This window comes from Citrobacter sp. MGH100 (genome assembly GCF_001034465.1).
Lineage (GTDB): Bacteria > Pseudomonadota > Gammaproteobacteria > Enterobacterales > Enterobacteriaceae > Citrobacter > Citrobacter youngae.
In genome coordinates this window covers 184,633-208,612 of sequence record NZ_KQ089801.1, presented here as the reverse complement: position 1 = coordinate 208,612, position 23,980 = coordinate 184,633, and the positions used below count along the sequence as shown (strand labels likewise).

Genomic DNA, 23,980 nt, shown 5'->3' with positions numbered 1-23,980 from the left:
TTAGTCGTCGCCAATGATTTTCAACGTTGCCATATCAGAAGAGTTCACTGTATGGCCTGAGAAGGTAATTTTTTTCACGCAGCGCTTATTGTCGTTGTCGCTATTGATGTTGATCCAATTGGTCGTTTGCCCTTCTTTGATGGAGGAAGGCACGTTCAGACTCTGGCTGGACATGCGGGCAGCCTTGAAATAAACCGATGCACCACTGAGCTGTAAATCACCATGATCGGCCGTAAGTTGAATGCGTTTCACCACGCGGCAAACGGGAAGTTTCAGCGTCAGATCGTTGGTTTCATTACGGGGCATGGCGATCACGCCGAGGACTTTATGATCGTTAGCGTGTGCGGCGTTGCTCAGCAGCAGGCCCATAAGCAGGCTGGCGGAAAGGGTTAATACGGATTTCATGGAATTTCTCTTTGACGGCTGTAAAAGTGTGTCGTTTCAGACCATCTTACCGCTGTCAGAATCACGATTCATGCTTGTAATATTTTCTTTTTATTACAATTTTTCCGTGAATAACTTTACAGCTTTCATTGGTTTTATGAATTAATTTTAATTGGCGACTATTCATTTTTTCAGCTTTCTGCCTTTTCTCTACGATTTTATCGCCACTGCGCTAAAAAAAATTTTCATGCCCCCCTTGATGACGTGGGTTACGACCCCATCTTGTAAGCAACCGCAGTGGTGAGTCTGAAAAAAAACGATTCAGGGTAGTTGAAACCGCACGTTTCGCCCTTATTACAGATTCACAACCACATGATGACCGAATTTTTAGTGGAGACGTTTAGATGGGTAAAATTATTGGTATCGACCTGGGTACTACCAACTCTTGTGTAGCGATTATGGATGGCACTACTGCACGTGTGCTGGAGAACGCCGAGGGCGATCGCACCACGCCTTCTATCATTGCTTATACCCAGGATGGTGAAACTCTGGTTGGTCAGCCGGCTAAACGTCAGGCAGTGACAAACCCGCAAAACACCCTGTTTGCGATTAAACGCCTGATTGGCCGCCGCTTCCAGGACGAAGAAGTACAGCGTGATGAAGCTATCATGCCGTACAAAATCATCGGTGCTGACAACGGTGATGCATGGATTGACGTAAAAGGTCAGAAACTGGCACCGCCGCAGATTTCTGCTGAAGTGCTGAAAAAAATGAAGAAAACGGCTGAAGATTACCTGGGTGAGCCGGTAACTGAAGCAGTTATCACCGTACCTGCATACTTTAACGATGCTCAGCGTCAGGCAACTAAAGACGCCGGTCGTATCGCAGGTCTGGAAGTAAAACGTATCATCAACGAACCAACCGCAGCTGCGCTGGCTTACGGTCTGGATAAAGAAGTCGGCAACCGTACTATCGCGGTATATGACCTCGGTGGTGGTACTTTCGATATCTCTATTATCGAAATCGACGAAGTTGACGGCGAAAAAACCTTCGAAGTTCTGGCAACCAACGGTGATACCCACCTGGGTGGTGAAGACTTCGACAGCCGTATGATCAACTACCTGGTTGACGAGTTTAAGAAAGATCAGGGTATCGACCTGCGTAATGACCCGCTGGCGATGCAGCGTCTGAAAGAAGCCGCTGAGAAAGCGAAGATTGAGCTGTCTTCCGCTCAGCAGACCGACGTGAACCTGCCGTACATCACTGCAGACGCGACCGGTCCGAAACACATGAACATCAAAGTGACCCGTGCGAAACTGGAAAGCCTGGTTGAAGACCTGGTTAACCGTTCTATCGAGCCGCTGAAAGTTGCTCTGCAGGATGCTGGCCTGTCCGTATCTGATATCAACGACGTTATCCTCGTTGGTGGTCAGACGCGTATGCCGATGGTGCAGAAGAAAGTCGCTGAGTTCTTCGGTAAAGAACCGCGTAAAGACGTTAACCCGGACGAAGCCGTAGCAATCGGTGCTGCTGTTCAGGGTGGTGTATTGACCGGTGATGTTAAAGACGTGCTGCTGCTGGACGTTACCCCGCTGTCTCTGGGTATCGAAACCATGGGTGGCGTAATGACTCCGCTGATCGCGAAGAACACCACCATCCCGACCAAGCACAGCCAGGTGTTCTCTACCGCTGAAGACAACCAGTCTGCGGTAACCATCCATGTGCTGCAGGGTGAACGTAAACGTGCTGCTGATAACAAAGATCTGGGTCAGTTTAACCTGGATGGCATCAGCCCGGCTCCGCGCGGTATGCCGCAGATCGAAGTTACTTTTGACATCGATGCCGACGGTATCCTGCACGTTTCCGCGAAAGACAAAAACAGCGGTAAAGAGCAGAAGATCACCATCAAGGCTTCTTCTGGTCTGAACGAAGAAGAAATTCAGAAAATGGTTCGCGAAGCAGAAGCGAACGCAGAATCTGACCGTAAGTTTGAAGAGCTGGTTCAGACCCGTAACCAGGGTGACCATCTGCTGCACAGCACTCGCAAGCAGGTTGAAGAAGCAGGCGACAAACTGCCGGCTGACGACAAAACTGCCATCGAGTCTGCACTGACCGCGCTGGAAACTTCTCTGAAAGGTGAAGACAAAGCGGATATCGAAGCGAAAATGCAGGCGCTGGCACAGGTTTCCCAGAAACTGATGGAAATCGCTCAGCAGCAGCACGCACAGCAACAGGCTGGTGCAGCAGGCGCTGATGCTTCTGCAAATAACGCGAAAGATGACGACGTTGTCGACGCCGAGTTTGAAGAAGTGAAAGACAAAAAATAATCGCCCTTTGAACGGGTAATTACTGGCACGGGCGAAGAGGTTTCCTCTCCGCCCGTGCACGCATGTTAGGGGCAGATAAAAAGAGATGGCTAAGCAAGACTATTACGAGATTTTAGGCGTTTCCAAATCAGCGGAAGAGCGTGAAATCAAAAAGGCCTACAAGCGCCTGGCCATGAAATATCACCCGGATCGCAACCAGGGTGATAAAGAGGCCGAAGCCAAGTTTAAAGAGATCAAAGAAGCGTACGAGATCCTGACCGATGCGCAAAAACGTGCGGCCTACGATCAGTACGGTCATGCTGCGTTTGAGCAAGGCGGCATGGGCGGCGGCGGCGGTTTTGGCGGCGGGGCTGACTTCAGCGATATCTTTGGTGACGTGTTTGGCGATATCTTTGGCGGCGGTCGTGGTCGTCAGCGCGCCTCACGTGGTGCTGATTTACGTTACAACATGGATCTCACTCTGGAAGAAGCCGTGCGTGGCGTCACCAAAGAGATCCGTATTCCGACTCTGGAAGAGTGTGACGTTTGCCACGGCAGCGGCGCGAAGGCAGGCACTCAGCCGCAAACCTGTCCAACCTGTCATGGTTCTGGTCAGGTACAGATGCGTCAGGGCTTTTTTGCCGTACAGCAGACCTGTCCGCACTGTCAGGGCCGCGGTACGCTGATTAAAGATCCGTGCAACAAATGCCACGGGCATGGTCGCGTTGAGAAGAGCAAAACGCTGTCCGTTAAAATCCCGGCAGGGGTTGATACCGGCGACCGTATCCGTTTGTCTGGTGAAGGCGAAGCCGGTGAGCATGGCGCGCCAGCAGGTGATCTGTACGTGCAGGTGCAGGTTAAACAGCACCCAATCTTCGAGCGTGAAGGCAATAACCTGTACTGCGAAGTGCCGATTAACTTTGCAATGGCAGCCCTGGGTGGCGAGATTGAAGTCCCGACGCTGGATGGTCGCGTGAAGTTAAAAATTCCGGGTGAAACGCAGACCGGTAAACTGTTCCGCATGCGTGGTAAAGGCGTTAAGTCTGTACGCGGCGGCGCACAGGGCGATCTGCTGTGCCGTGTGGTGGTTGAAACCCCGGTGGGCCTCAACGACAAACAGAAACAGCTGTTGAAAGATCTGCAGGATAGCTTTGGTGGCCCGACGGGTGAACAAAACAGCCCGCGTTCCAAAAGCTTCTTCGACGGTGTGAAGAAATTCTTTGACGATTTGACGCGCTAAAATAAAAGTAGAGAAAAGGCCATTTCAGCGATGAGATGGCCTTTTTTTTACCTGGCAGATGGATATCCAGACCCTTACCGGCATCGGATATATTATTTTACCTTGTTGGAATAGTATGATGTGTGGAGCAGTGCTACGGTTTTAGAACTAACATCTTTTTTGACTATTCACAGCCGCATACCTGGTTGATGTGATTGTTTTAACATCAATAAATAATCACGGCCAACCTAATTTAAAAGGCAACTACAGTCATATTTCTGGCGAAATAATTACTTATCTCCTCTCAAACAACATATTCTGACACACTACCAGTAATAACGATTCACCTTCCTTGATGTGAGATTTACATCACTATCCTGTCATTCTATTTCATTATTATTTGTCACCGCGGTAACACAATATTTATTGATGGATTAATTATAATTATGGGGAATACATTCAATGCCTCGGATAAAAAATGGACTATTAGCTTGTCTTATACTTATAGTGCCTTCTCTTTTTAGCCATGCAGCACAAGCTCTGGAGTATAAAAATTCTTTTGGGTCGATTAATGCCGGTTATGCCGACTGGAATAGCGGGTTTGTCAATGTACATCGTGGCGAGGTTTGGAAAGCAACAGCGGATTTTGGTGTCAATTTTCGAGAAGCCGAATTTTACTCATTTATTGAAAGTAATGTGTTAAATCATGCTGTAGCCGGTCGAAATCATACGGTGTCGGCGATGACCCATGTGCGTCTCTTTGATTCTGATTATACCTTCTTTGGTAAGATTTATGGCCAGTGGGATAACTCCTGGGGCGACGATCTGGATATGTTTTATGGTCTGGGTTATCTCGGCTGGAGCGGAGATTGGGGGTTTTTAAAACCCTATATAGGTTTGCATAACCAATCTGGTGATTATGTATCACAACGATATGGACAAACCAGCGGCTGGAATGGCTACGTTATTGGCTGGACTGCGGCTTACAATTTTACTTTATTTGGTGAGAAATTTGTTTTATCTGACTGGAATGAAATTGAGCTTGATAGAAATGATGCTTATGCGGAACAGCAATTTGGCCGGAATGGATTAAATGGCGGATTAACACTGGCGTGGAAATTTTATCCACGATGGAAAGCTACGGTGACGTATCGCTATTTTGAAAACAAACTGGGTTATGACGGTTACGGGGATCAGATGATTTATATGATTGGGTATTCATTTTAAATAAAACCAAAGGATCGGAAATGAAAAAAACAGTCGTGGCGAGTTTAGTTGGACTGGCATTATGTGCCGGGAGCGCATTACAAACAACATATGCAGCTTCAGCGAAACAGCCTAATTTAGTGATTATTATGGCTGATGATTTGGGCTATGGCGATCTCGCGACTTATGGCCATCAAATCGTCAAAACGCCTAATATCGACAAGCTGGCACAGGAAGGGGTGAAATTTACCGACTACTATACGCCCGCGCCGCTGTGCTCTCCTTCTCGTGCGGGTTTATTAACGGGACGTATGCCATTCCGTACAGGGATCCGTTCCTGGATCCCTGAAGGCAAAGATGTCGCGTTGGGACGGAATGAACTGACGATTGCCAACCTGTTAAAGCAACAGGGGTATGACACGGCGATGATGGGGAAATTGCATCTGAATGCCGGGGGCGATCGCACCGATCAACCGCAGGCGAAGGACATGGGGTTTGACTACACCCTGGTAAACCCGGCGGGATTCGTCACGGATGCTACGCTTGATAACGCAAAAGAACGTCCCCGCTATGGCATGGTGCATCCCACTGGCTGGATCCGTAATGGACAGCATATTGGTCGTGCTGACACCATGAGCGGCGAGCTTGTCAGTTCTGAAGTCGTCAACTGGCTGGATAACAAGAAAGACGACAAACCGTTCTTCTTATATGTCGCGTTCACGGAAGTTCACAGTCCGCTGGCCTCACCGAAAAAGTACCTCGACATGTATTCGCAATATATGAGCGCTTACCAGAAACAGCATCCGGATCTGTTTTATGGCGACTGGGCGGATAAGCCGTGGCGAGGAACAGGCGAATACTACGCGAACATCAGCTATATGGATGCTCAGGTCGGTAAAGTAATGGATAAGATCAAGGCAATGGGTGAAGAAGATAACACCATTGTCATTTTCACCAGTGATAACGGCCCAGTGACACGCGAGGCTCGCAAAGTATATGAACTGAACCTGGCGGGTGAAACGGATGGGCTTCGCGGCCGTAAAGATAACCTTTGGGAAGGCGGTATCCGTGTTCCGGCAATCATCAAGTACGGTAAACATATTCCGCAGGGGATGGTAACGGATACGCCAGTTTATGGTCTTGACTGGGTGCCGACGTTAGCAAACATGATGAACTTTAAACTGCCAACAGATCGTACCTACGATGGGCAGTCTCTGGTTCCATTACTGGAACAGAAAACGTTAGCGCGTCAGAAGCCACTTATTTTTGGTATTGATATGCCGTTCCAGGATGATCCTACTGACGAATGGGCGATCCGTGATGGCGACTGGAAGATGATTATCGATCGTGAAAATAAACCCAAATACCTCTACAACCTGAAAAAAGATCGCTTTGAAACGCTTAATCAGATTGGGAAACAACCTGAAATCGAGAAACAACTGTATGGCAAGTTCCTGAAATACAAACAGGACATTGACAACGATTCGCTGATGAAAGCTCGCGGTGACAAGCCAACGCCAGTCACCTGGGGCTAACTGAATAATTATAAGAAACATAAGGTATGCCACTTAGGGCTATGCCCGCCTGGTTCAACGCTTTTGTGCTGAGCCAGGTTCTTTTATTTATGGAGCTATCACAATGCAGACAAAAAGTTGTCAGGTCATGATTAAACCGACAGGCTCGGTATGTAATCTGGACTGTAAATACTGTTTTTATCTGGAAAAGGAGATGCTTTATCCGGATAGAAAAGCGAATTACAGAATGTCAGATGACATGCTCGAGTTATTCATCAAACAGCATATTGCCGCGCAGGATGTGAATGACGTGATTTTTGCGTGGCAGGGGGGGGAACCTACGCTGATGGGGTTGGCATTTTATCGGCGAGCGCTGGCATTGCAGCAGCGTTATTCTGGCGGTAAAACGATTATAAATACCTTCCAGACTAACGGTATATTGATTGACGACGAATGGGCTATTTTTTTTAAGCAACACGCCTTCCTGGTGGGCGTTTCTATTGATGGTGATGCCGCGTTACATGATGAATGGCGGGTTACTCGTTCAGGTAAACCGACGCATGGGAAAGTTGAACAGGCCGTTAAATGTCTGGTACGCCACGGTGTAGAATTTAATACGCTGACGGTGGTGAATCACACGAATATGCATCACCCGGTGCGAGTCTATAACTATCTGAAAAGCATTGGCAGTCGCTATATGCAGTTTATTCCGCTCATCGAAAGAAGCGCTGAAGAGGGCGGTATTGGTCTGGCACATCCTGAAGGCGGACAAACAAGAATGATGCCGTGGTCGGTTGATTCACTGCAATTTGGCCATTTTCTCAACGCTATTTTTGATGTCTGGGTCCGTAACGATATTGGTGATATCGGCATACAGATGTTTGAGCAGACGCTCGCGGCGTGGTGCGGGTTACCACCGCAGGTATGCGTGTTTGCACCAACCTGCGGTAGCGCATTCGCCATGGAAATGAACGGCGATGTGTATAACTGCGATCATTTTGTGTATCCGCAGTACAAGTTGGGGAATATTCAGGATTCGACGCTGCGCGCGATGAACAATAGCGAAAAAAACCGGCAGTTTGGCGAGGATAAGCGACGCACAATGGCACAAGAATGTGACTCCTGCTCATGGCAGTTCGCCTGTTATGGCGGTTGTCCTAAGCATCGTTTTTTGCCGTCAATATCAGGTAAAAGAAATCACAACTATTTGTGCGCGGGATATAAGTCGTTTTTCTCTCATACCGCAATGACGATGAGTGCCATGAAAACACTCTACGAAAATGGTTTTTCACCTGTAGAGATAAAATCAGTATTTGCTTGAACGTATCGTATTCGCAGGGAGTGAATATGTTTTCCTGGATTAATGTCGATAGTTGTAAAACGCCCGGCTGCAAAAATATGGGTATGTTGAACAGCCCGGATTACCAAAACCAAGGGAAAAATATACTATGCCGGGCCTGCGGTTTTCTCTTCCCCATTATTTCGGAACGATCACTCAACCGCTTTCGTCAGTCGGTTAATCAGGCATGGAAAGGACTGATAAAATCCTGCCCCCACTGCGGGGGAATTTCACTCAAAAAGTACGGTTTTTCTGCGCAAGGAGAACCGCGTATTTACTGTCAGCGTTGTCATAAAACATTTATTTATCCTGTCAGGCAGAAAACAGATGCGCGTCAGGATTATCTCGCCACGCTGATTCAGGAAGGTGCGACACTGGCGGATATTCGCACCGCACTCGTGCTGGATAGCACCGGGTTGAATCGGGAGTTACAGAAACTCTCTCGCAATGCAAATCTGGCGGAACGCGAATTTACTTTTCCTACGTTTGATATCGCCATGAGCACGCGCGCTTTTCGGATCAAATTTAACGGTAGTGATAGTTTTCTGTATGTGTTGGTCACTGCAGAAGAGAATACCGGTCGAATTGTTGCCGTTACGACAAATTACTCAGCACATCCCGTAGAGGCTGAGTATCAGTATCATTCTGACTATGAAGAACGCCTGCCTCCCGGTACGTTGGCGCATATTGTGCAACGTAAAGAAGTGATAACGATGCGGCGGGAGACGCTTTTTGATGTGGATTACGGTCCTGCAATATTGCACAAAAATGATCCGGGGATGTTAGTTAAACCCGTTTTGCCAGCTTATCGCCATTTCGAGTTGGTTAAAATGCTCACGGATGAACGTTCTCTCAATATTCAGCATTACCTCGATCAGGAATGCTTTATCCTGGGAGGATGTATGATGGCGAATATACAGCATGTTCAGCAAGGGCGTTGCCACATTGCTTTTGTGAGAGAACGTGGAGAATCAGCACCGCAAAAAGATATTCCGCCAAGGTTGTTTATGGGGGGCGGCATCCGTAATAACGTTTGGCGAACATTCACCACGCGTGACTACGCGCTGGCAGTATGCAACTTAACAGAGAACCGAAAAACGAGTATGCAACGCAGCGCCACGCTTGTGAGTGCGACCCGTTTTATCCATTTTATCGATACACATCCTTTTCTGGCACACCTCAACCGTATGTCTCCGGCAAATGTGACGGCAACGCTGGACCATCTCAGATACGCGTTTAATGCGAGGCATCACTCAGATGCAGACTAACTAATCCTGTGTTTTCTCATTAGATAATGCTCGGAAAAGCCGATTTATTCATCATGAATAATCTAATTTTAACGAGCTTTTTGCGGGTGTAAGATAGTAATTACGAAGTATTCACCCAATAGAGAGAATAAAAGTGAAACATCTGCATCGTTTTTTTAGTAGCGACGCCTCGGGAGGCATCATCCTGATCATCGCAGCCGCAGTCGCTATGCTGATGGCAAATATCGGGGTTACCAGTGGATGGTACCACGCCTTTCTGGAAACACCTGTCCAACTGCGGGTTGGCGCGCTTGAAATCAACAAAAATATGCTGCTGTGGATCAACGACGCGTTGATGGCGGTATTCTTCCTGTTGATTGGTCTGGAAGTGAAGCGTGAGTTAATGCAGGGCTCGCTTGCCAGCCTGCGTCAGGCGGCGTTTCCAATTATTGCCGCGATTGGCGGCATGATTGTCCCGGCGTTGCTGTATCTGGCATTCAACTATGCCGACCCTATCACTCGTGAAGGATGGGCAATTCCGGCAGCAACGGATATCGCTTTTGCATTAGGCGTGTTGGCGCTATTGGGCAGTCGCGTTCCGCTGGCACTGAAAATCTTCCTGATGGCGCTGGCGATTATCGATGACCTCGGCGCGATTGTGATCATCGCGTTGTTCTACACCAGCGATCTCTCGTTGTTGTCTCTGGGCGTCGCCGCGTGCGCAATTCTCGTCCTGGCGGCATTGAATCTGTGCGGTGTCAGACGCACCGGTATTTATATTCTGGTTGGCGTCGTGCTATGGACGGCAGTGCTGAAGTCCGGCGTGCATGCCACTCTGGCAGGCGTGATCGTTGGTTTCTTCATTCCGTTAAAGGAAAAACATGGGCGCTCACCGGCAAAGCGTCTGGAGCATGTCCTGCATCCGTGGGTGGCTTATCTGATCCTGCCGCTGTTTGCCTTCGCTAACGCAGGTGTTTCGCTGCAGGGCGTGACGCTGGATGGATTGACCTCTATCCTGCCGCTGGGAATTATCGCCGGCCTGCTTATCGGTAAGCCACTGGGGATCAGCCTGTTCTGCTGGCTGGCATTACGTCTCAAGGTGGCGCAACTGCCTGAAGGCACAAGTTTCCAGCAAATTATGGCGGTCGGTATTCTGTGCGGCATCGGCTTTACGATGTCGATTTTCATCGCCAGTCTGGCGTTTGGTAACGTTGACCCGGAGCTGATTAACTGGGCAAAACTGGGGATCCTGATTGGTTCACTGTTGTCGGCAGTTATTGGTTATAGCTGGCTGCGTACCCGGTTGAATACGTCAGCCTGAGCAGATAACTCTTTGGTGACAATTTCAGGGAGAGAGTATGTCTCATATAAATTACAACCACCTGTATTACTTCTGGCATGTGTATAAAGAAGGATCGGTGGTGGGTGCCGCAGAAGCGCTTTATCTGACACCGCAAACTATTACCGGGCAGATCAAAGCGCTTGAGGAACGCTTACAAGGGAAGTTGTTTAAGCGTAAGGGGCGAGGGCTGGAACCCAGCGAATTAGGCGAATTAGTTTTCCGTTATGCGGATAAAATGTTCACCTTAAGCCAGGAAATGCTGGATATCGTGAACTATCGCAAAGAGTCGAATTTGCTGTTTGATGTCGGCGTGGCGGATGCATTATCGAAGCAACTGGTTAGCAGCGTGCTGGATGCTGCTGTGGTTGAGAACGAGCAAATCCATCTGCGTTGTTTTGAATCAACACACGAGATGCTGCTGGAGCAGCTCAGCCAGCATAAGCTGGATATGATTATCTCCGATTGCCCGATCGACTCAACGCAGCAGGAAGGGCTGTTCTCGGTGCGGATTGGCGAATGCAGCGTGAGCTTTTGGTGCACCAGGCCGCTGCCTGAGAAACCGTTTCCGGCCTGTCTGGAAGAGCGTCGATTGCTGATCCCTGGTCGTCGTTCGATGCTTGGACGTAAGCTGTTGAACTGGATTAACTCACAAGGACTGAACGTTGAAATCCTTGGCGAGTTTGATGACGCCGCGCTGATGAAAGCGTTTGGCGCAACGCATAACGCGATATTCGTTGCCCCTACGCTGTATTCACACAATTTCTATGCTGATGATTCTATTGTTGAAATTGGACGCGTTGAGAATGTGATGGAGGAGTATCACGCCATATTCGCGGAGAGGATGATCCAGCATCCGGCGGTGCAGCGTATTTGCAATGCCAACTACTCAGCACTGTTCAAGCCGCCACAGGTCTAAACGCCTTCATGTTGCCGGCTGCGGTGTACTAACCGCAGCCGGACTATGACTACAGTTTCAACATATTACGATACTGCCCGCTTTCGCGGATAAATACCGGAATTCTGTTCAGGGGAGCGTCATAGCGCAGCGTTTGTCCTCCCTGATAGCTCTCGCCGGTCGCAAAATCCGTCCATGTTTCCCCTTCTGGCAACCAAACGTCGCGTTCGCGCATACCTTCATGCATAACGGGCGCAACCAACAGATCGGGGCCGAAACAGTACTGGTCGGTGATTTCCCAGCTTTTTAGCTGATCGGGGAACTCAAAAAATAGGGTACGCATCACCGGTGTATTGTAGTTATGCGTTTCTGCCATTAACGCTTTGATGTAGGGCTTGAGCTTCTCACGCAGTGTCAGGCAACCCGTTAGCACATCACACACATCCTCACCGTAGCTCCAGATCTCGTTGGGCGCGCCGGTAGGGCACTGGGCAATCCCGTCCCGATAAGGCTGCTGCGGTAAAATCTGCGGATCGCGGTTGCCGTGCAGGCGCATCACCGGGCTAAACACGCCCCACTGGAACCAGCGAATCAGTAGCTCATGAAAGCGTGGGTCGCGAATATTGCCGCCATGAAAGCCGCCAATATCTGTTGTCCACCATGGGATACCTGCAATCCCCATATTCATCCCGGCGGCAAACTGATTGCGCAGAGAACGAAACGATGAGTGGATATCACCTGACCACACCAGCGCGCCGTATTTCTGACTTCCAGCCCAGGCGCAGCGCAGCAGGTTGATAACCTGGTCTTCGCCATTGGCTTTCATGCCGTCAAAAAAGGTTTTGGCGTACATTCGCGGGTAGATATTGCCCACTTCCAGCACCGGTCCGGCGTGGTAGCGATAGTTATCGTAGTCGTAAACGCTGAACTCCGGCTCGGCTTCGTCTAGCCAGAAGAGCTTCACGCCTTTATCGTAATAGTTGCGTTTTGCTTTACTCCAGACGTAGTCGCGAGCGCCGGGATGGGTGGCATCAAAGAAAGTGGTATTGCCGAGAAAATCCATATTAATCGGCAATCCGCGCTCCGTTTGTACCAGCCAGCCGTTTTCGCGCATTTCCCGATAGCTCTCGGTGCGATTATCCACCGTCGGCCAGACGGAGACCATCAGCTCAATACCCAGCGATTTTAACTCGGCGATCATGGCATCGGGATCGGGCCAGTCGCGCGAGTCGAACATCCAGTCCCCCTGATTTGGCCAGTGGAAGAAATCGATAACGATTACCGAGATGGGGAGATTGCGCCGTTTGTACTCGCGGGCGACGGCGAGCAACTCCTCCTGGGTGCGATAGCGTAACTTGCACTGCCAGAAGCCCATGGCGTAATCCGGCATCATCGGCGGCGTGCCCGTGGCGAGCGCATACGCCTGGCTAATTTCTGCCGGGGTATCGCCAGCGGTGATCCAGTAGTCCAACTGTTCGCTGACCTGAGCTTCCCACTCGGTCACGTTATGGGCGAACGTCACGCGGCCGACCGCCGGGTTGTTCCATAAAAATCCGTAGCCCAGGCTTGAGAGCATAAAGGGCACCGAGGCCTGAGAGTTACGCTGGGCCAGTTCGAGCACGCATCCTTTGAGATCCAGATTGGCCTGCTGATATTGGCCCATGCCGTAAATTTTTTCCCCTTCGGTGGCTTCGAAGCGGGCTTTAAGTGAATATTTCCCGCCCTGAATAGGGCGGAATTCGCGTCCCTCAAGGTTGAGTGCGCTGACATACTGGCCGTGGGAAGATTCGTCCTCGCCGATTTCGCCCCGCAGACGCCAGAACTCCTGCAACAGGGGTTTGTGTGGATGGCGGTAAAAGGTAACTTGTCCTTTTTGATTGACGATAGCGATAATTTTGCCGTTGGTCAGCGTCGCCTGGTGGTGCTCATAAACGATGTGGCAGGCGCTTTCTGTGACTGGCTCCGTGAGCGCCCAGTCCTCATTTCGCATAACCGGAAGATGACGGCCACTGCGTACGCGCAGGCTGTTCTCGCCCCAGGGTTCAATCCACAAATAGCGATCGTTTTGCTGCCAGACCAGACGACGCGGGTCATGTTGCACAAATGGCATGGTGGTGCCTCCCATATTTTGAGGGTAAAGATTAAGAAAGTTATTGGGTGATGGTTTCCAGATCGTGGCGAATCCTCTCTTCCATTGCTTCGTACTTACGGAAGAAAAGTAGCGGGATCGCCGCGAGTGCGAAGAGCAGGGCGGGCGCCCAGATAAAGGCCCAGGTAATGCCTTCCAGGCCCGCAGCGCTTTGGGTCTGGTTCGGGATATAGCCAAAACTGTTCATGATCCAGGCGGCGAAAGCGGTACCCAGACCACTGCCCATCTTGATGCAGAAAGTACTGCCGAAGGCGATAAGAATGCCGGTGGCCTTGATGCCCGTTTTCCAGGCACCGAAGTCGACGGCAAAGCCCAACATGGCAAACGGCATTGAGCAGGCGATTCCGCTACCTATATTGCCGAGCACCCAGGCCGCGATGAGGAAAGGTATGTTGTCCGCCGCCAGCCACATCAAGACGCCGCCAAACGTGGCGACCAGCAAGCCGCCTACCCATATCCAGGTTTTAGCCAGGTATTTGCTAAAGAAAGGGATGGCGATGATAAACAGGATCTGAATCGTCGCCAGACTGTTAATCAGCGGAACCAGATCTTTGCGAACGAGGTTGTAGGTCAGATAATAAACAATGGTGGTGGACCGCTGTTGCAGGGCAATCCAGAAGATCAGATTGGCCAGCACCATCAGGATCCATGGCCAGTTACCTTTCATCGCCGTGAAACTTTTTTTCATCGGCAGTTTGGGTTCTTGCTGTATTTTATCCGCATCCATTTCGCGGATATTTTTAAAGGCGAAAAGCGTTAGCGAACAGGATATCGCAGCAAACAGAATCGCCGTGTAAATAAATCCGGCATGATCATTCCCGTTACCTAAAAATGCAACCAGGGGTAATGCTGTGGCATTCATTAATAAAACCCCGATTTGTCCTCCAGTCATTCTCCAGGAATTTAATACCAGCCGTTCCTTAGGGGACAGGGTCATCAGAGGTAATATTGCACTGAGCGGTGTATTAAGTCCGGTAAATAAAATGCTGGCAATCATATAGGATATTGCTGCATATATGGCTTTTCCTGTCATGCTGATATCTGGAGACCAAAATGACAGCGCGCTGAATACACCAAAAGGCAGCGGCAGCCATAAAAACCAGGGACGACATTTACCGTAACGTGAACGTGTTTTATCGATAATGATCCCCCAGATTGGGGCATCTATACCATCTACGATACGCGCCAGTAGCAGGATGACACCTGCTACGGCGAGACTTATACCCGCAACGTCAGTGTAGAAATATAAGATGTAGGTTGAACCGAAACAGTACAGCAGATTACCTGCCACATCCAAAGAGCCGTAGCTAATACGCTGTAGTAAAGATAATGATGCTGACCCGCAAGACTGGGTATCCTCAATAACAGAACTCATAATAATAACTCCGATATTGGTGCGATACGCCCAGAAAAACAGCTTTTACTTTCTAAGCAGTAGGGTAGTTGTTATTTTTTATCTAAAAAATTAAACCTTTGGAGAGAAATAGTGGTTAATTGGTTTGGTGAAAAATAGTTAACACGGGCATTGTGATCAATTATCAAATCTTACATCAGGATTGCGTTTATTCGTTTTTGGGGGAGTAATTATGTCATTTGCTATGACGGTCACAATTTGATTAGCAATGAAATTAAAAAAATTAAACAGTGAAAGAAAATGACTTTCATGTGCCCGGTAAGGCGGCTGGCTGAAAAGAGAAGCGGCCCAGAGGAGTACGAACAAGGTCAGTGGATGACGGTTGCCTTCGAAGCTGGTTGTACAAACGACAGGCATAAAAAAACCCGCTTGCGCGGGTTTTTTCACAAAGCGACAACAGACAGGCGATTAAGCCAGTTTGTTGATCTGTGCAGTCAGGTTTGCTTTATGACGCGCAGCTTTGTTTTTGTGGATCAGACCTTTAGCAGCCTGACGGTCCACGATTGGTTGCATTTCGTTAAATGCTTTCAGTGCAGTAGCTTTGTCGCCAGCTTCGATAGCTGCGTATACTTTCTTGATGAAAGTACGCATCATAGAGCGACGGCTAGCGTTGTGCTTGCGGGCCTTTTCAGACTGAACGGCGCGCTTCTTAGCTGATTTGATATTAGCCAAGGTCCAACTCCCAAATGTGTTCTATATGGACAATTCAAAGGCCGAGGAATATGCCCTTTTAGCCTTCTTTTGTCAATGGATTTGTGCAAATAAGCGCCGTTTAAATTCCAGCACTCGTTGCGTAGTGATGGCGCAGGATTCTACCAGCTTGCGTGGCGTGAATACAGCTTTTCGACGAGAAAAATTGCATTGGTGTGCCGGTGAAGGGCGTCAATTTGTTTCATAACAATGAAAACCATCCTCTTTCTGTTTCGTAGAAACAATCGCCGGTTAACGTTGACCGCGGTACAGGGTATACTTTCACGATTTTCACTGTTTTGAGCCAGACATGAAGCTGATACGAGGCATACATAATCTCAGTCAGGCCCCGCATGGGTGTGTGCTGACTATTGGTAATTTCGACGGCGTGCACCGTGGTCACCGTGCGTTGCTGCAGGGCTTACGGGAAGAAGGGCGCAAACGCAATTTACCAGTAATGGTGATGATTTTTGAGCCGCAGCCGCTGGAGCTGTTTGCGACGGATAAGTCGCCTGCGCGCCTTACACGCCTGCGGGAAAAACTGCGTTATCTGGCCGAATGCGGTGTGGATTACGTGCTGTGCGTGCGTTTTGACCGACGTTTTGCCGCATTAACGGCGCAGACTTTTATCAGCGATCTGCTGGTTAAGCGCCTTGGTGTACAATTTCTTGCCGTTGGCGATGATTTCCGCTTTGGCGCTAGCCGTGCGGGTGATTTCTTGTTATTACAGGAAGCGGGCGCTGAGTATGGTTTTGATATCACCAGTACCCAAACCTTCTGTGAGGGCGGTGTGCGTATCAGCAGCACCGCAGTACGTCAGGCGCTGGCCGAAGATAACCTGCAACTGGCCGAAAGCCTGCTTGGGCATCCTTTTACTATCTCAGGACGCGTCGTTCACGGTGATGAGTTAGGGCGTACCATCGGTTTTCCGACGGCAAACTTACCGCTTCGTCGCCAGGTTTCTCCGGTGAAAGGTGTTTATGCGGTTGAAGTGATGGGACTGGGTGACAAACCGTTGCCCGGCGTCGCCAACATCGGCACCCGCCCGACGGTAGCAGGCGTACGCCAGCAGTTGGAAGTGCATCTATTGGACGTTGTAATGGACCTGTATGGTCGCCATATAGATGTAGTACTGCGTAAAAAAATACGCAGCGAACAGCGATTTGCCTCGCTGGATGAACTAAAAGCGCAGATTGCGCGTGATGAGTTGACTGCCCGTGAATTTTTTGGGCTAACAAAACCGGCTTAATGCCTATACGAGTTTTAAATACGGAACCGAGAATCTGATGAGTGACTATAAATCAACCCTGAATTTGCCGGAAACAGGGTTCCCGATGCGCGGCGATCTCGCCAAGCGCGAACCGGGAATGCTGGCGCGTTGGACTGATGATGACCTGTACGGCATCATTCGTGCGGCCAAAAAAGGCAAAAAAACCTTCATTCTGCATGATGGCCCTCCTTATGCGAATGGCAGCATTCATATTGGTCACTCGGTTAACAAGATTCTGAAAGACATTATCGTGAAGTCCAAAGGACTCACGGGCTATGACTCGCCGTACGTTCCGGGCTGGGACTGCCACGGTCTGCCGATCGAGCTGAAAGTAGAACAGGAATACGGCAAGCCGGGCGAGAAGTTCACCGCTGCTGAGTTCCGCGCCAAGTGCCGTGAATACGCAGCGACCCAGGTTGATGGTCAGCGTAAAGACTTTATCCGTCTTGGCGTACTGGGCGACTGGTCGCATCCGTACCTGACCATGGACTTCAAAACTGAAGCCAACATCATTCGTGCGCTGGGTAAAATCATCGGCAACGGTCACCTGCACAAAGGTGCGAAGCCGGTGCACTGGTGCGTTGACTGCCGTTCCGCGCTGGCGGAAGCGGAAGTTGAGTATTATGACAAAACCTCCCCGTCCATCGACGTGGCGTTCCACGCTGCCGATCAGGATGCGGTGAAAGCGAAATTTGGCGTTTCTGACGTCAACGGCCCGATCTCTCTGGTTATCTGGACCACTACCCCGTGGACGTTACCGGCGAACCGCGCAATCTCTCTGGCACCTGATTTTGACTATGCGCTGGTGCAGATTGACGGCCAGGCTGTGATTCTGGCGAAAGATCTGGTTGAAAGCGTCATGCAGCGTATTGGCGCGGCTGAATACACTATTCTCGGCACCGTGAAAGGCGCTGAGCTGGAACTGCTGCGCTTTACCCATCCGTTTATGGGCTTTGACGTGCCGGCGATTCTGGGCGATCACGTGACGCTGGATGCGGGTACCGGTGCGGTCCATACCGCTGGCGGTCACGGTCCGGATGACTACGTCATCAGCCAGAAATACGGTCTGGAAATCGCTAACCCGGTTGGCCCGGACGGCGCATACCTGGCGGGTACCTATCCGGATCTGGACGGTGTGAACGTCTTTAAAGCCAACGACAAAATCGTTGCGCTGCTGAGCGAAAAAGGCGCGCTGCTGCACGTTGAGAAGATGCAGCACAGCTACCCATGCTGCTGGCGTCACAAGTCACCGATCATCTTCCGTGCGACCCCGCAGTGGTTCGTCAGCATGGATCAGAAAGGCCTGCGCGCGCAGTCGCTGAAAGAGATCAAAGGCGTACAGTGGATCCCGGACTGGGGCCAGGCGCGTATTGAATCGATGGTTGCCAACCGTCCTGACTGGTGTATCTCCCGTCAGCGTACGTGGGGTGTGCCGATGTCTCTGTTTGTTCACAAAGACACCGAAGAGCTGCATCCGCGCGCTATCGAACTGATGGAAGAAGTGGCTAAACGCGTTGAAGTTGACGGCATCCAGGCGTGGTGGGATCTCGATCCGAAAGATATCCTCGGCGACGAAGCTGACCAGTATGTCAAAGTCCCGGATACGCTGGACGTGTGGTTCGACTCCGGTTCAACCCACTCATCCGTCGTGGATGTGCGTCCTGAGTTTGCGGGTCATGCGGCAGATATGTATCTGGAAGGTTCTGACCAGCACCGTGGCTGGTTCATGTCTTCTTTGATGATCTCCACCGCCATGAAAGGCAAAGCACCTTATCGCCAGGTACTGACCCACGGTTTCACCGTTGATGGTCAGGGCCGTAAGATGTCCAAATCTATCGGTAACACCGTTTCTCCGCAGGACGTGATGAACAAACTGGGCGCGGATATTCTGCGTCTGTGGGTTGCTTCTACCGACTACACCGGTGAAATGGCCGTTTCTGACGAAATCCTGAAACGTGCTGCCGACAGCTATCGTCGTATCCGTAACACCGCGCGCTTCCTGCTGGCGAACCTGAACGGGTTCGATCCGGTTAAAGACATGGTGAAACCGGAAGATATGGTAGTGCTGGACAGGTGGGCGGTAGGTTGTGCGCAAGCGGCACAGGACGAAATCCTGAAAGCCTATGAAGCTTATGACTTCCACGAAGTGGTACAGCGCCTGATGCGCTTCTGCTCCGTAGAAATGGGTTCGTTCTATCTCGACATCATCAAAGACCGTCAGTACACCGCGAAAGCGGACAGTGTGGCGCGTCGTAGCTGCCAGACTGCGCTGTTCCATATTGCAGAAGCGCTGGTTCGTTGGATGGCGCCGATCATGTCCTTCACCGCCGATGAAATCTGGGGCTACTTGCCGGGCGATCGTGAGAAGTACGTCTTTACCGGTGAATGGTACGAAGGTCTGTTTGGCTTAGGCGAAACCGAAGCGATGAACGATGCCTACTGGGACGAGCTGCTGAAAGTGCGCGGCGAAGTGAACAAGGTTATCGAGCAGGCGCGTGCGGATAAGAAAGTCGGCGGTTCTCTGGAAGCGGCAGTGACCCTGTACGCTGAACCTGAGCTGGCGGCGAAACTGACCGCGCTGGGCGAAGAGTTGCGCTTTGTTCTGCTGACCTCCGGCGCGACGGTTGCAGATTTTGCAGCGGCTCCAGCTGATGCTCAGCAGAGCGAACTGCTCAAAGGTCTGAAAATCGTACTGAGCAAAGCCGAAGGTGAGAAATGCCCGCGCTGCTGGCATTACACTACCGACGTCGGCCAGGTGGCGGAACATGCAGATATCTGCGGACGCTGTGTCAGCAACATCGCCGGTGATGGCGAACAACGTAAGTTTGCCTGATGAGTAAGCCTCTCTGTTCAACAGGACTACGCTGGCTGTGGCTGGTGGTAGCCGTGCTGATTATCGACTTAGGCAGCAAATACCTGATCCTCCAGAACTTTGCTCTGGGGGATACGGTGTCGCTGTTCCCGTCGCTTAATCTGCACTATGCGCGTAACTATGGCGCGGCGTTTAGCTTCTTAGCCGACAGCGGTGGCTGGCAACGTTGGTTCTTTGCCGGTATTGCCATCGGTATTTGCGTCATTCTGATGGTGATGATGTATCGCTCGAAGGCGACGCAGAAGCTGAATAACATCGCGTATGCGTTAATCATTGGCGGTGCTCTGGGCAACTTGTTCGACCGCCTGTGGCACGGCTTCGTGGTTGATATGATTGACTTTTACGTCGGCGACTGGCATTTCGCGACCTTCAATCTGGCCGATACGGCTATCTGTATCGGGGCGGCATTGATTGTTCTCGAAGGCTTCCTGCCGTCGAAAGAGAAAAAAGCCGCATAAAAAAATGCCGGATGGCGCTATGCTAATCCGGCCTACAATTTACTGCGATCCTTGTAGGCCCGGTAAGCGTAGCGCCACCGGGCAGACAGGCGGCAGCAATTTTAAAGAGCAACCTGCATGTCTAAATCAGTACAGAGTAACAGTGCGGTGCTGGTGCACTTCACCCTTAAGCTCGACGATGGCTCCACCGCAGAGTCAACCCGCAATAACGGCAAGCCTGCGCTGTTTCGCCTGGGCGACGGTTCTCTGTCTGAAGGACTGGAGCAACACCTGCTGGGGCTAAAAGAAGGCGATAAAACCACCTTTGCTCTGGAGCCGGATGCCGCCTTTGGCGTATCAAGTCCGGACTTAATTCAGTATTTCTCGCGTCGGGAATTTATGGACGCGGGCGAGCCAGAAATTGGCGCTATCATGCTCTTTACCGCAATGGACGGCAGTGAGATGCCAGGTGTTATCCGCGAAATCAACGGTGACTCGATCACGGTTGATTTCAACCATCCGCTGGCTGGGCATACCGTTCATTTTGATATTGAAGTGCTGGAAGTCGAACCGGCACTGGAGGCGTAAAATGCAGATCCTGTTGGCCAACCCGCGCGGTTTTTGCGCTGGCGTAGACCGCGCTATCAGCATTGTCGAAAACGCGCTGGCTATTTACGGCGCGCCGATTTATGTCCGTCATGAAGTGGTGCATAACCGTTATGTGGTGGATAGCCTGCGCGAGCGCGGGGCTATTTTTATCGAGCAAATCAGTGAAGTGCCGGACGGTGCGATCCTGATCTTCTCTGCCCACGGCGTGTCTCAGGCGGTGCGTAACGAAGCCAAAGGCCGCGACCTCACGGTTTTTGATGCAACCTGCCCGCTGGTGACCAAAGTACATATGGAAGTCGCCCGCGCCAGCCGCCGTGGGGAAGAGTCGATTCTGATTGGTCACGCCGGTCACCCGGAAGTCGAAGGCACGATGGGCCAGTACAGCAACCCGCAAGGGGGAATGTACCTGGTTGAATCACCAGATGATGTGCTGAAACTGAATGTGAAAAATGAAGGCAAATTATCCTTCATGACGCAGACCACGCTCTCCGTTGACGACACTTCTGACGTTATTGATGCTCTGCGTCAACGCTTCCCGAAAATTGTCGGGCCGCGCAAAGATGATATCTGTTATGCCACCACCAACCGTCAGGAAGCGGTTCGCGCGCTGGCGGAGCAGGCCGATGTGGTGCTGGTGGTCGGCTCGAAAAACTCCTCTAACTCCAACCGTCTGGCTGAACTGGCACAGCGAATGGGGAAAGCGGCGTATTTGATTGACGATGCGACCGACATCCAGGAAGCGTGGGTGAAAGAGGCGAAGTGCGTAGGCGTGACGGCCGGAGCCTCGGCACCGGATATCCTGGTGCAAAACGTGATTGCTCGCCTGCAGGAACTTGGCGGTGGGGAAGCTATTCCGCTGGAAGGCCGCGAAGAGAACATCGTTTTCGAAGTGCCGAAAGAGCTGCGTGTGGATGTTCGTGAAGTAGAGTAAGTCTTTCCGGTTACGATTATGAGAAGATGCCAGACTCAACGTCTGGCATTTTTTTATGGAGAAACCATGCGCTTACCGATCATTCTTGATACCGATCCCGGCATTGATGATGCCGCCGCCATTGCCGCCGCGCTGTTTGCCCCTGAGCTGGATCTGCAACTGATGACCACTGTCGCAGGCAATGTGTCGGTGGAAAAAACCACCCGTAATGCGTTGCAACTGCTGCACTTCTGGAATGCGGATGTTCCACTGGCGCAGGGAGCATCGATGCCGCTGGTGCGACCGCTGCGTGATGCCGCTTCCGTGCATGGTGAGTCCGGTATGGAAGGGTATGAATTTGTCGAGCACGACCGCCAGGCGATGGCAAAACCCGCATTCCAGGCCATTCGCGATGCGCTGATGCATGCCCCGCAGCCCGTGACGCTGGTGGCAATTGGCCCGCTGACCAACATTGCGCTGCTGCTGACCCATTATCCTGAATGCGTATTTAACATTAAGCGCCTGGTGATTATGGGGGGCTCTGCCGGGCGCGGGAACTTCACACCCAACGCCGAGTTTAATATTGCTATCGATCCCGAGGCAGCCGCGAAAGTCTTCCAGAGCGGGCTGGAGATTGTGATGTGTGGGCTGGATGTCACTAACCAGGCCATGCTCGCCCCGGACTATCTGGCGACGCTCCCCCAGCTTAACCAGACGGGAAAAATGCTGCACACGCTATTTAGCCATTACCGTAGCGGCAGTATGAATACGGGGCTGCGAATGCACGATCTGTGTGCCATTGCCTGGCTGGTGCGCCCGGAACTGTTTACCCTGCAGTCGTGTTTCGTGGCGGTTGAAACCCTGGGCGAATATACCTCGGGTACGACGGTGGTGGACATCGAAGGACGTCTGGGGCATCCAGCAAATGCGCAGGTTGCGTTGGGCCTGAACGTTGAAGGTTTCCAGCAGTGGGTGGCAGAGGTACTGGCACTGGCCCCCTGATTTCCGCGTTATATAACGATATGACGCTGCTTATTCCGTGGCGTCATGCCTTTTACTGATATCTTTCCCTGTTTATCATTAAATTCTAATTATCGACGTTTTCGGCTGGCGGCGCAGCGATACGCTGGTTAATCTGAAAACGATTTACGTAAAATTAACAAAAGAGAATAGCTATGCATGATGCACAAATCCGCGTTGCCATCGCGGGAGCCGGTGGACGCATGGGGCGTCAGTTGATTCAGGCCACTCTTGGCATGGATGGCGTACAGCTTGGCGCGGCGCTGGAGCGCGAAGGCTCTTCCTTACTGGGAAGCGATGCCGGAGAGTTAGCCGGAGCCGGGAAAACGGGCGTTACGGTACAAAGTAGCCTTGAAGCGGTGAAAGATGATTTCGATGTTTTCATCGATTTTACCCGCCCGGAAGGCACGCTGGCGCATCTGGCGTTTTGCCGCCAGCATGGGAAAGGGATGGTAATTGGCACCACCGGCTTTGATGAGGCGGGAAAACAGGCTATTCGCGATGCCGCGCAGGATATTGGCATCGTCTTCGCCGCTAACTTTAGCGTCGGCGTCAACGTCATGCTGAAGCTGCTGGAGAAAGCGGCGAAAGTGATGGGTGATTACACCGATATAGAGATTATTGAAGCGCATCACCGCCACAAAGTGGATGCGCCGTCAGGCACTGCGCTGGCGATGGGCGAGGCGATTGCCGGGGCGCTGGATAAAGATCTGAAAGACTGCGCAGTCTATTCCCGTGAGGGTTACACCGGCGAGCGCGTACCGGGCACGATTGGTTTTGCCACGGTGCGAGCGGGGGATATCGTCGGGGAACATACCGCGATGTTCGCCGATATTGGCGAGCGTATTGAGATCACGCATAAAGCGTCCAGCCGTATGACATTCGCCAACGGCGCCGTGAGATCGGCGGTTTGGCTGAAATCTAAATCAAATGGTCTTTTTGATATGCGAGATGTGCTTGATTTACGCAATTTGTAAGTTTTTTTACCCTTCGTGATGTGGTTATTGTAATCATAAGCAATTGATTACATAGGGCAATATTTTATTGCCCTTTTATTTTTTGATTTTTAATGTATTTTTTCTTTTAGATGAGTATTTATATATGTTTTGTTAGGTATTTATGTTATCTCATTGTAAATTTTGACCAGATGGTCCACT

19 protein-coding genes and 1 pseudogene are annotated in these 23,980 nt (G+C 50.9%); 16 read left to right on the top strand and 4 right to left on the bottom strand.

Going from position 1 to position 23,980, the window contains the following annotated elements:
* Complete coding sequence (locus SK32_RS12615; protein ID WP_048212750.1) at positions 1 to 405, bottom strand: DUF2541 family protein; 405 nt, start codon at positions 403 to 405, stop codon at positions 1 to 3.
* 383 nt (positions 406 to 788) lie between these two features.
* On the opposite strand from SK32_RS12615, the gene dnaK reads away from it, so the two are divergent.
* The 8 genes from dnaK (at position 789) to nhaR (ending at position 11,473) form a co-directional block, all read left to right on the top strand.
* Positions 789 to 2,711: a molecular chaperone DnaK gene (gene dnaK / locus SK32_RS12610; RefSeq protein ID WP_003018959.1), complete on the top strand. Its 1,923-nt coding sequence runs from the start codon at positions 789 to 791 to the stop codon at positions 2,709 to 2,711.
* Positions 2,712 to 2,796: 85 nt separating this feature from the next.
* The gene (gene dnaJ, locus SK32_RS12605) at positions 2,797 to 3,930 is read left to right on the top strand and encodes a molecular chaperone DnaJ (RefSeq protein ID WP_003837322.1); all 1,134 of its coding nucleotides are present in this window, start codon (positions 2,797 to 2,799) and stop codon (positions 3,928 to 3,930) included.
* Between the two features lie 441 nt (positions 3,931 to 4,371).
* A complete protein-coding gene (locus tag SK32_RS12600; RefSeq protein ID WP_048212749.1) occupies positions 4,372 to 5,136 on the top strand; it encodes an outer membrane protein OmpK in 765 nt (254 codons plus the stop codon).
* 20 nt (positions 5,137 to 5,156) lie between these two features.
* A complete protein-coding gene (locus tag SK32_RS12595; protein WP_048212748.1) occupies positions 5,157 to 6,650 on the top strand; it encodes a sulfatase family protein in 1,494 nt (497 codons plus the stop codon).
* A gap of 103 nt (positions 6,651 to 6,753) precedes the next feature.
* The gene (locus tag SK32_RS12590; protein WP_048212747.1) at positions 6,754 to 7,950 is read left to right on the top strand and encodes an anaerobic sulfatase maturase; all 1,197 of its coding nucleotides are present in this window, start codon (positions 6,754 to 6,756) and stop codon (positions 7,948 to 7,950) included.
* Between the two features lie 26 nt (positions 7,951 to 7,976).
* On the top strand, positions 7,977 to 9,236 hold the full coding sequence (locus SK32_RS12585; RefSeq protein WP_048212746.1) for an IS1/IS1595 family N-terminal zinc-binding domain-containing protein: 1,260 nt from the start codon (positions 7,977 to 7,979) through the stop codon (positions 9,234 to 9,236).
* Between the two features lie 133 nt (positions 9,237 to 9,369).
* A complete protein-coding gene (gene nhaA / locus SK32_RS12580) occupies positions 9,370 to 10,536 on the top strand; it encodes a Na+/H+ antiporter NhaA (protein ID WP_048212745.1) in 1,167 nt (388 codons plus the stop codon).
* A gap of 37 nt (positions 10,537 to 10,573) precedes the next feature.
* On the top strand, positions 10,574 to 11,473 hold the full coding sequence (gene nhaR / locus SK32_RS12575) for a transcriptional activator NhaR (protein WP_048212744.1): 900 nt from the start codon (positions 10,574 to 10,576) through the stop codon (positions 11,471 to 11,473).
* 49 nt (positions 11,474 to 11,522) lie between these two features.
* Here nhaR and SK32_RS12570 read toward each other — a convergent pair whose 3' ends face one another.
* The 3 genes from SK32_RS12570 to rpsT all read right to left on the bottom strand — a co-directional run bounded on the left by SK32_RS12570 (position 11,523) and on the right by rpsT (position 15,687).
* The gene (locus SK32_RS12570; protein ID WP_048212743.1) at positions 11,523 to 13,562 is read right to left on the bottom strand and encodes a glycoside hydrolase family 31 protein; all 2,040 of its coding nucleotides are present in this window, start codon (positions 13,560 to 13,562) and stop codon (positions 11,523 to 11,525) included.
* Between the two features lie 40 nt (positions 13,563 to 13,602).
* Complete coding sequence (locus SK32_RS12565) at positions 13,603 to 14,976, bottom strand: MFS transporter (RefSeq protein ID WP_048212742.1); 1,374 nt, start codon at positions 14,974 to 14,976, stop codon at positions 13,603 to 13,605.
* Positions 14,977 to 15,423: 447 nt separating this feature from the next.
* Positions 15,424 to 15,687 carry a 30S ribosomal protein S20 gene (gene rpsT, locus SK32_RS12560; RefSeq protein WP_003018940.1) on the bottom strand — a complete coding sequence of 88 codons (264 nt, stop codon included), beginning with the start codon at positions 15,685 to 15,687 and terminating at the stop codon, positions 15,424 to 15,426.
* A 117-nt stretch (positions 15,688 to 15,804) separates the two neighbouring features.
* On the opposite strand from rpsT, the pseudogene SK32_RS26440 reads away from it, so the two are divergent.
* The 8 genes and pseudogenes from SK32_RS26440 (at position 15,805) to dapB (ending at position 23,800) form a co-directional block, all read left to right on the top strand.
* Positions 15,805 to 16,008: pseudogene (locus SK32_RS26440) on the top strand (DUF2575 domain-containing protein).
* A 7-nt stretch (positions 16,009 to 16,015) separates the two neighbouring features.
* Positions 16,016 to 16,954: a bifunctional riboflavin kinase/FAD synthetase gene (gene ribF, locus SK32_RS12555; protein ID WP_003829725.1), complete on the top strand. Its 939-nt coding sequence runs from the start codon at positions 16,016 to 16,018 to the stop codon at positions 16,952 to 16,954.
* A 37-nt stretch (positions 16,955 to 16,991) separates the two neighbouring features.
* Positions 16,992 to 19,808, top strand: a complete 2,817-nt coding sequence (ileS, locus tag SK32_RS12550) for an isoleucine--tRNA ligase (RefSeq protein WP_048212741.1) — start codon at positions 16,992 to 16,994, stop codon at positions 19,806 to 19,808.
* Positions 19,808 to 20,305: a signal peptidase II gene (gene lspA / locus SK32_RS12545; protein ID WP_048212740.1), complete on the top strand. Its 498-nt coding sequence runs from the start codon at positions 19,808 to 19,810 to the stop codon at positions 20,303 to 20,305. Before ileS ends, lspA begins: the two co-directional genes overlap by 1 nt.
* Positions 20,306 to 20,422: 117 nt before the next feature.
* Complete coding sequence (gene fkpB / locus SK32_RS12540) at positions 20,423 to 20,872, top strand: FKBP-type peptidyl-prolyl cis-trans isomerase (protein ID WP_003018929.1); 450 nt, start codon at positions 20,423 to 20,425, stop codon at positions 20,870 to 20,872.
* A gap of 1 nt (position 20,873) precedes the next feature.
* On the top strand, positions 20,874 to 21,824 hold the full coding sequence (gene ispH / locus SK32_RS12535) for a 4-hydroxy-3-methylbut-2-enyl diphosphate reductase (protein WP_003018925.1): 951 nt from the start codon (positions 20,874 to 20,876) through the stop codon (positions 21,822 to 21,824).
* Between the two features lie 66 nt (positions 21,825 to 21,890).
* The gene (gene rihC, locus SK32_RS12530) at positions 21,891 to 22,805 is read left to right on the top strand and encodes a ribonucleoside hydrolase RihC (RefSeq protein WP_048212739.1); all 915 of its coding nucleotides are present in this window, start codon (positions 21,891 to 21,893) and stop codon (positions 22,803 to 22,805) included.
* Positions 22,806 to 22,978: 173 nt separating this feature from the next.
* Entirely contained in the window at positions 22,979 to 23,800 is an 822-nt protein-coding gene (dapB, locus tag SK32_RS12525; RefSeq protein WP_048212738.1) for a 4-hydroxy-tetrahydrodipicolinate reductase, read from the top strand.
* Positions 23,801 to 23,980: the final 180 nt, after the last annotated feature.

What these genes read in the sequence shown, in the direction of transcription:
- SK32_RS12600 (WP_048212749.1), top strand. Translation starts at nt 4,372, where the DNA reads ATGCCTCGGATAAAAAATGGACTATTAGCTTGTCTTATACTTATAGTG.
- SK32_RS12585 (WP_048212746.1), top strand. Translation starts at nt 7,977, where the DNA reads ATGTTTTCCTGGATTAATGTCGATAGTTGTAAAACGCCCGGCTGCAAA.
- SK32_RS12570 (WP_048212743.1), bottom strand. Translation starts at nt 13,562, where the DNA reads ATGCCATTTGTGCAACATGACCCGCGTCGTCTGGTCTGGCAGCAAAAC.
- rihC (WP_048212739.1), top strand. Translation starts at nt 21,891, where the DNA reads ATGCGCTTACCGATCATTCTTGATACCGATCCCGGCATTGATGATGCC.
- dnaJ (WP_003837322.1), top strand. Translation starts at nt 2,797, where the DNA reads ATGGCTAAGCAAGACTATTACGAGATTTTAGGCGTTTCCAAATCAGCG.
- SK32_RS12615 (WP_048212750.1), bottom strand. Translation starts at nt 405, where the DNA reads ATGAAATCCGTATTAACCCTTTCCGCCAGCCTGCTTATGGGCCTGCTG.
- dnaK (WP_003018959.1), top strand. Translation starts at nt 789, where the DNA reads ATGGGTAAAATTATTGGTATCGACCTGGGTACTACCAACTCTTGTGTA.
- ileS (WP_048212741.1), top strand. Translation starts at nt 16,992, where the DNA reads ATGAGTGACTATAAATCAACCCTGAATTTGCCGGAAACAGGGTTCCCG.
- SK32_RS12565 (WP_048212742.1), bottom strand. Translation starts at nt 14,976, where the DNA reads ATGAGTTCTGTTATTGAGGATACCCAGTCTTGCGGGTCAGCATCATTA.
- ispH (WP_003018925.1), top strand. Translation starts at nt 20,874, where the DNA reads ATGCAGATCCTGTTGGCCAACCCGCGCGGTTTTTGCGCTGGCGTAGAC.
- SK32_RS12590 (WP_048212747.1), top strand. Translation starts at nt 6,754, where the DNA reads ATGCAGACAAAAAGTTGTCAGGTCATGATTAAACCGACAGGCTCGGTA.
- fkpB (WP_003018929.1), top strand. Translation starts at nt 20,423, where the DNA reads ATGTCTAAATCAGTACAGAGTAACAGTGCGGTGCTGGTGCACTTCACC.
- dapB (WP_048212738.1), top strand. Translation starts at nt 22,979, where the DNA reads ATGCATGATGCACAAATCCGCGTTGCCATCGCGGGAGCCGGTGGACGC.
- lspA (WP_048212740.1), top strand. Translation starts at nt 19,808, where the DNA reads ATGAGTAAGCCTCTCTGTTCAACAGGACTACGCTGGCTGTGGCTGGTG.
- SK32_RS12595 (WP_048212748.1), top strand. Translation starts at nt 5,157, where the DNA reads ATGAAAAAAACAGTCGTGGCGAGTTTAGTTGGACTGGCATTATGTGCC.
- ribF (WP_003829725.1), top strand. Translation starts at nt 16,016, where the DNA reads ATGAAGCTGATACGAGGCATACATAATCTCAGTCAGGCCCCGCATGGG.
- nhaR (WP_048212744.1), top strand. Translation starts at nt 10,574, where the DNA reads ATGTCTCATATAAATTACAACCACCTGTATTACTTCTGGCATGTGTAT.